This window comes from Salipiger sp. D13 (genome assembly GCF_003703915.1).
In the GTDB taxonomy this organism is placed as follows: domain Bacteria; phylum Pseudomonadota; class Alphaproteobacteria; order Rhodobacterales; family Rhodobacteraceae; genus Salipiger; species Salipiger profundus.
Genome location: NZ_RAPJ01000057.1, coordinates 26,549 through 32,939, shown reverse-complemented (window position 1 = coordinate 32,939; position 6,391 = coordinate 26,549). Strand labels below are relative to the sequence as shown.

At 61.4% G+C, this 6,391-nt stretch carries 6 protein-coding genes and 1 pseudogene; 4 read left to right on the top strand and 3 right to left on the bottom strand.

Annotation, left to right across the window (positions count from 1 at the left end):
- Positions 1 to 223, top strand: a pseudogene (locus D6860_RS23770) (transposase); the annotation flags it as partial.
- On the opposite strand, the gene D6860_RS23765 reads toward D6860_RS23770, so the two are convergent.
- From D6860_RS23765 to D6860_RS23755, 3 genes are read right to left on the bottom strand one after another with little or no spacing between them, the layout of a single operon-like run.
- Positions 190 to 1,110, bottom strand: a complete 921-nt coding sequence (locus D6860_RS23765; protein ID WP_076623611.1) for a carbohydrate ABC transporter permease — start codon at positions 1,108 to 1,110, stop codon at positions 190 to 192. The pseudogene D6860_RS23770 and the gene D6860_RS23765 sit on opposite strands and share 34 nt — an antisense overlap.
- Complete coding sequence (locus D6860_RS23760) at positions 1,107 to 2,093, bottom strand: carbohydrate ABC transporter permease (protein ID WP_083697803.1); 987 nt, start codon at positions 2,091 to 2,093, stop codon at positions 1,107 to 1,109. The genes D6860_RS23765 and D6860_RS23760 overlap by 4 nt, the downstream gene beginning before the upstream one ends.
- Positions 2,086 to 3,225, bottom strand: a complete 1,140-nt coding sequence (locus tag D6860_RS23755) for an ABC transporter ATP-binding protein (protein ID WP_017467084.1) — start codon at positions 3,223 to 3,225, stop codon at positions 2,086 to 2,088. Before D6860_RS23755 ends, D6860_RS23760 begins: the two co-directional genes overlap by 8 nt.
- Positions 3,226 to 3,309: 84 nt before the next feature.
- Between D6860_RS23755 and D6860_RS23750 the strand changes: the two genes are divergently transcribed.
- From D6860_RS23750 to D6860_RS25555, 3 genes are all read left to right on the top strand, one after another.
- Positions 3,310 to 4,206 (top strand): LysR family transcriptional regulator, encoded by an 897-nt coding sequence (locus tag D6860_RS23750; protein WP_076623610.1) that lies wholly within the window; start codon positions 3,310 to 3,312, stop codon positions 4,204 to 4,206.
- A gap of 101 nt (positions 4,207 to 4,307) precedes the next feature.
- The gene (locus tag D6860_RS26075) at positions 4,308 to 4,829 is read left to right on the top strand and encodes a PD-(D/E)XK nuclease family protein (protein WP_076623609.1); all 522 of its coding nucleotides are present in this window, start codon (positions 4,308 to 4,310) and stop codon (positions 4,827 to 4,829) included.
- 59 nt (positions 4,830 to 4,888) lie between these two features.
- Complete coding sequence (locus D6860_RS25555) at positions 4,889 to 6,370, top strand: hypothetical protein (RefSeq protein ID WP_206512219.1); 1,482 nt, start codon at positions 4,889 to 4,891, stop codon at positions 6,368 to 6,370.
- The last annotated feature ends 21 nt before the right edge of the window (positions 6,371 to 6,391 follow it).

Here is a 6,391-nt window from a genome sequence, read left to right as displayed (position 1 = left end):
GTTGATCGATAGCACCGGGATCAAGGTCGAGGGCGAAGGCGAGTGGCACGTCCGCAAGCATGGTGGCCCCAAAAGGCGCGTCTGGCGCAAGATCCACTTGGGGATTGATGAGGAAACGCTGGAGGTTCGGGCCGTCGAAATCACAGGGAGCCACATCGGTGATGCGCCGGTGTTACCCGACCTTCTCGATCAAATCCCGCAGGACCAGGAAATCTGTAGCGTCATTCCAGTCAGCGTAATGCCATCGATGAAGCGTTTCTGCGCCAGCAGGAAAGCGGCGACGAGGGGGGTGACGATAACCAGCGCGGTGGCCATCATTGGCCCGTAGAAGGTACCGTCGAGATCGCCCTTGAACTCGCGCAGGCCAAGCGGCGGAGTGAACAGGCTGCGGTCGCCAGTGATGACGATGCGCGGCCAAAAGTAGTCATTCCAGTGAGCCACAACCGAGAAGATCGCGAAGGCGAGCAGTGCGGGAATGGCCGTCGGCAGCATGACGCGCCAGATGATGGCGAACTCGCCCATCCCATCCATGCGGGCCGCGTCGATCAGGTCATCAGGCACGGTCATGAAGAACTGCCGCATCAGGAAGATCCCGAAGGCCGAGACGATCCAAGGAAGGATCAGCGCGGCATAGCTGTTGGTCAGTCCCAGCTTTGCCAGCATCAGGTAGAGCGGCAATGCAATGGCGTGGACCGGGATCAGCAGACAGAACATCACCAGGCCGAAGGCGGCATCGCGGCCCCAGAAGCGCAGCTTTGCCAGCGCGTAGGCGGCGGGCACGGCGATCAATGTCTGCAGCAGGAAGATCGCCGCGGTGACGATCACCCCGTTCAACATGTAGCGCCACAGCGGCGCCTTGGTGAAAGCCTGGCGGAAGTTGTCGAGCGCTGGCCGCGTCAGGCAGCTGGCTTCGGTCCCGCCTGCAAGCAGGCAGTCCTGCGAAATCATGGGCGCCTGTGCTCCGAACAGGCCCCCGGTCCCCGACGTGATCTCGATGGGGGATTTCAACGCGGTGGCCACCATGACGTAAAAGGGCAGCAGAACGATCACGGCTCCGAGGATCAGAACGAGATGGATCAACGTTTGGCGCGTGGAAAAACGGTGTATCATGCGTAGTGGACCTTGCGTTCGACGAAACGCCTCTGGGCAACCGAAATCAGCATCACGAAGCCCAGGAAGAGTATCGTTATCGCAGCACCGACACCGACCAGATTCTGGGCAATGCCCTTTTCGTAGATGGCGTAGATCATCACGTAGGTAGACTTGGCTGGACCGCCGTGGGTCAGAGCCTCGACCGTGTCGAAGACCTGAAATGACCGGATGGTCGAGATGGTGACCACGAAGACGGTGGTCGGCCCCAGCATCGGCCATGTGATCAGGCGAAAGCGCTCCCAGCCGTTGCGCACGCCGTCCATCTCGGCGGCGGCGTAAAGGTCGCGCGGCACGCCGGTCAGTCCGGCGAGGTAGAGCACCATATTGAACCCGAAGCTTTGCCAGATGCCGATGAAGGCAAGCGTCCAGAGCGCGTAGTCGCGGTCCGACAGCCACATGGGAAAACCGTTGGCGCAGCCGCGGGCAAACCAGGGCCAGACCTCCAGAAGCGTACCGCAGCCTTGCTCCAGCGTGCGGTTCACCAGACCGAGGGAAGGGTGAAGGGCAAATTCCCAGACGATTGCCATGGCCAGCAGCGACGCCATGACCGGCAAGAAGTAGACCGTACGATAGAAGCTCGATCCAATCCGAACCGACCGGATCAGCAGCGCCGCCCCAAGCCCAAGCCCGACCGAAGTCGGGACAGTCACCAGCACGTAAAGCACGGTGGCCATAACCATCTTGGTGTAGCTCGTCCGAGTGAAGATGTCGGTGTAATTGTCTAGACCGACCCAGCTGAGGCCCGGTCGACCCAGCGTGTAGTCACTGAAGGACAGGACGGCAGCGACCGCGACGGGGACCAGCAGGATCAGGACCAGAAGCACCACCGCAGGCGTGACCAGGGCAGCCCCTGCCCGGGCCTGCCTGCGTTCGGGGCGCAGGATGCGAGGCTTATCGCCATTCCTTGCTATGGTCTGAGGAAAGTATGCTGTCTCAGGCATAAACCGATGCCTCCATGGTCAGAGGTGCCGCGCGGCCCATGGCGTCGAATGCGCTTATGCGCTCGGAGCGCACACGCAGATGCATGAGGTCTCCGAAAGAGACCTTGCCACGGGCATCCGACGGCAAGCGCAGGGTCACGGTCTCGGAGATGCCCGGAGCTTGAACCTGAACGAACAGATCCGAACCAAGGTTCTCGATCACCGTCACACGTCCCGAAACCAATCCCGGTGCCTCGCAAGGTTCCAGCGCCTCGGGGCGCAGGCCAAGGTGCGCGATAGGCGCCCCGCCCGCCCTCACCCCTGTGTCACGCCCCGCCAAGAGGATCACTCCATCAGCCCCCGTCTCCACAGACAGCAGATTGATCGCAGGCGACCCGATGAAGCGCGCCACGCGGATATCGCTGGGAGTATCGTAGAGTTCGTCTGGGCTGCCGACCTGCAGCAGCTCTCCCTCCATCATGACCGCGATCCGGTCCGACATGGTCATCGCCTCGGCCTGGTCGTGGGTGACATAAACGAAAGTGGCCCCAAGTCGCCGATTCAACTGCGCAATCTCTGTGCGCATGTGGACACGCATCTTGGCATCCAGGTTCGACAGGGGCTCATCCAGAAGGAACGCAGCGGGTTCGCGCACCAGAGCCCGGCCAAGAGCCACGCGCTGGCGCTGCCCACCGGACAATTGTCCAGGCTTCCGATCCAATAGGTGCGCGATGTCCAGCGCCTCGGCCGCCTCGGTCACGGTGGTGCGGATTGCAGCGCCGCGGCTGCGTGCCCCGGGCATCCATCCCCCGACGACCGGCAGGCGGTCCCTACGGTGTAGTCGGCGCATGGTCAGCGGCACGGCGATATTCTCGGCCACCGTCAGATGCGGGTAGAGCGCATAGCTTTGGAAGACCATCGCCAGGTCGCGATCCGCCGCACGTATCCCGTCAACCAGCCGGGGCCCAATTCTCACCGATCCGGAAGTCTGACTTTCAAGACCCGCAATGATGCGTAACAGGGTGGACTTTCCGCACCCCGACGGCCCGACCAACGACAGGAATTCGCCATCTGCGATCTCCAGCGACACGCCTTTCAGGATGTCGGTGCTGCCAAACGATTTCCGGATGTCTGTCAATTCTAGTGTCGCCATGGGGCCCTCTTGCTTCTACGGGCCGTCATAAGAACTCTCTGCGACAGTCATGTTACGGTTACAGGCATTGCCTATGGCGCTCTCATGAAAACCTTGCCACCAACAGATCCGGGTAGCGCCCTCACCCTCGCCCGCCTCAGAGCCTTGAACGCCGTGACCGAAACCGGAAGCTTCTCGGCCGCAGCAAGACGTACGGGCGTGTCACAGGCGACGATCAGCCAGCAAATTCGCGACCTCGAGCGCGCGCTCGGTGCCGCGCTTTTCCGACGAAGCGGGAACGACATGATGCCCAGCCCGTTGTGTCAGCAGATTTATGGCACGTCCCGTGAAGTCGAGGATGCAACCGACAAGATCGCAGGCGTCCTGCGACAGCACCACACGATGGAACATGGTCAGTTGCGGGTAGGTCTGGGTCAGCCCCTTCCTGGCATGGCCCTGATCCGCGCCTTCCGGGCCCGCTTCCCGGGTATCGACGTGAAGATCGAAATGGGCAGCTGGGGCCGTATCGTAGAAGCCGTGGGAGAAGGTCGCGTCGACGTGGGCGTCCTGCCCGAACCGCCCGATCAGCCGCGCTTCCGCCGTGTCATGGTCCAGAGACAGTCTGTCGTCGCCATCTTTCATCCGACACACCCTCTGGCGAACCGCTCTGTTGTCGACTGTCTTGATTTGATGTCCGAACGCTTGATCTTCCGCACCGCCGGCAGTTCAACACAAAAGGTTGTGGACGAGGGGTTTCGCCGGGCCGCACTCAAGCCGCGGCCTTCGATCGTGATGGATACCCGCGACGGCGTCATGGATGCTGTAAGCCACGATCTCGGCGTGGGCTTCATGTGGAGCAAGGGTGCCAGCCGGCAGGCCGAACTCGCTCAAGTTCCCTGCCGAGAGATGAGCCAGGAACGGATCGACCACCTGTTCGCTTTGCATACGACGGCATCAGTTCTGACTGAGGCCTTTTTCAATCTTGTTCCGGAGGCACGCTGAACATCTGGCTCCTCAAGGCATGGCGGTCCCGTAAATCGGGAAAACTTTGTCCATTCTACCGTGCCGTAGCGAGTGACCGGAAGTTCTCCTGAACCTGTTGCTTGAGTTCATCAGGCTCTCTCGAGACCCATGCCCTTGGTGCCGCTCTCCCGCGCGAGGCCTTCGACGATGCAAGCCAGCGCGGAAGCGCGCTTCACCTTGCCATGCGAGTCTTTCTACAGCGCCCTGACCGGGCAATTGATCTGGGCGCAGCAACCGGCCTCTCGCCAGAGACCCTCGCAGCTCTCGCGGAACAGGCGAGAAGCCTGCGTGAGACATTGGCAGAGCATGGCTTCACCGACTTGCACCCTGAGCTTCCATTCGACACAGAGATTGCAGGCGGCACCCGGGTCCGCGGCACGGTCGATCTCCTCGGCCTGAGCCAAGATGGGCGAGAAGCAGTTATCATCGACTACAAATCGCCTGCACCGGGCTCCCCTATCGAAGCTGCCCAGCCGTACCTTGCCCAACTAGGAGCATATGTCGGCGCACTTTCGACGCTCCGCCCTGAAACCCGGCTGGCGCGTGCGGGCATCCACTTTCTAGGGTCGGGCACGCTTGCATGGGGCTCGCCCATCATGTGACACCCTGCGCAAAGCCAGTTGGCGCTGGCCCTCACCTCCTACACCCTGAAAGCCGCCGAATGACTCTTGCCCCCGCCGAGGCAGAACGCCTCCTCCGTTCCCGCTACGGTGATCCCGCAAAGGCACCGACCGACTACATCATCGGTTTCCGAAACCCAGTCGGGCGCGTCCTTGCCATCCACCGCACGAACCAGACCACTCGTGTCTGGTTTCAACCACCCGCGCCACCTCATCTGGACGGCGTCGCGCTTCTGACCGAACGAAACAACGGCAACTCGAACATCAACGGGCCCCTTTCGCCCTTGAAGCGGCCTGACACGCAGCGCGTGGAAATCGACAGCCTGACAGCCCTTCAGCACTTCCTCGACTGGTACGACGGCGCGCCGGCCAAAGCACCCAAAGCGCCTGATCTGCTGGAGGGCTTGGATTTCACCAGCGCCTTCGCTCGCTTCCAGTCGCTGATTTCCGCCTTCGACGCCCCTTTTACGCGGTTTGACGAAGGACTTATCGCCGCCTGGGAAAGCTACAAGCCCCGCCTCCGCGCCGAGGCCTTGATCCGCCTCGGCGCTGAAACTTGGACGGAAGATCGGATTGGCTCCGGCGCCATCGTCGCCAAGGTCATCGACGCCATCGAAATCCAGGCGACACATGGCGACCTGAAGAACAACTTGGTGTTCTGGCGGAACCAATATGGCCACGCCAACCGCGACCACCGCGCCCTGATCGAAGCGGCGACAACAGGCACCGGCCTGCAAACCCTCGAACGCCTGTTGTTCCAGCTCTATCGAACCGACCGGGACGAAGGCGAGTTGTTCGACGAATTGAGCAAGGCGACCGACGCGAAATACCCGCTGATGGCCTACCTGTTCTTCCTCAAGGACATGGATCGCTTCATGCCGATCCAGCCCACCGGCTTCGACCATGTCTTCGGCGAGATCGGCCTGGAATTCCGCACCCTGCGCAATTGCACCTGGGAGAACTACAGCCAGTTCAACAGGATCTTGAATGCCCTCCGCAAGCCAATCGCGGATCAGGCAGGACTGGACCACGTCCGCCTGATAGACGCCCATTCTTTGCTGTGGCTGTTCTCGACCCTGTTGCGTAAAGAAGCCAAAGGCGAACTGGCAAAAGGTGAAAAGGCCGATGCGCGCTACCTCGGCGCCCGGGAGAAATCGATTGCCGACATTAAGTATTCGGTGGGCAAGACGGTCTTCAACTCCAACGGCCAGGTGGTCCCGACGACGGTCAAGAACAAGGAGCTGCACATGTCCGACGCGGAGTTGGACAAGCTGATCCGGGACCTGCTCACCATCCAGGAAGACCGCTGCGCCATCACCGGCTTGCCGTTCCAGTTCCGGGGCGCACAGACTGACGACAACATGCTGCCCTCCCTGGACCGCATCGACAGCAATGGGCACTACGCCAAGGAGAACCTGCAATTGGTCTGCCGCTTCATCAACTTCTGGAAGCAGGCATCTGATGACGCTGAGTTCCGCAGGTTGGTTAGCGTCGTTCGTGGCGATGACATGGAAGGTGGATAGCAGGCACCGAAACTGCGGAAC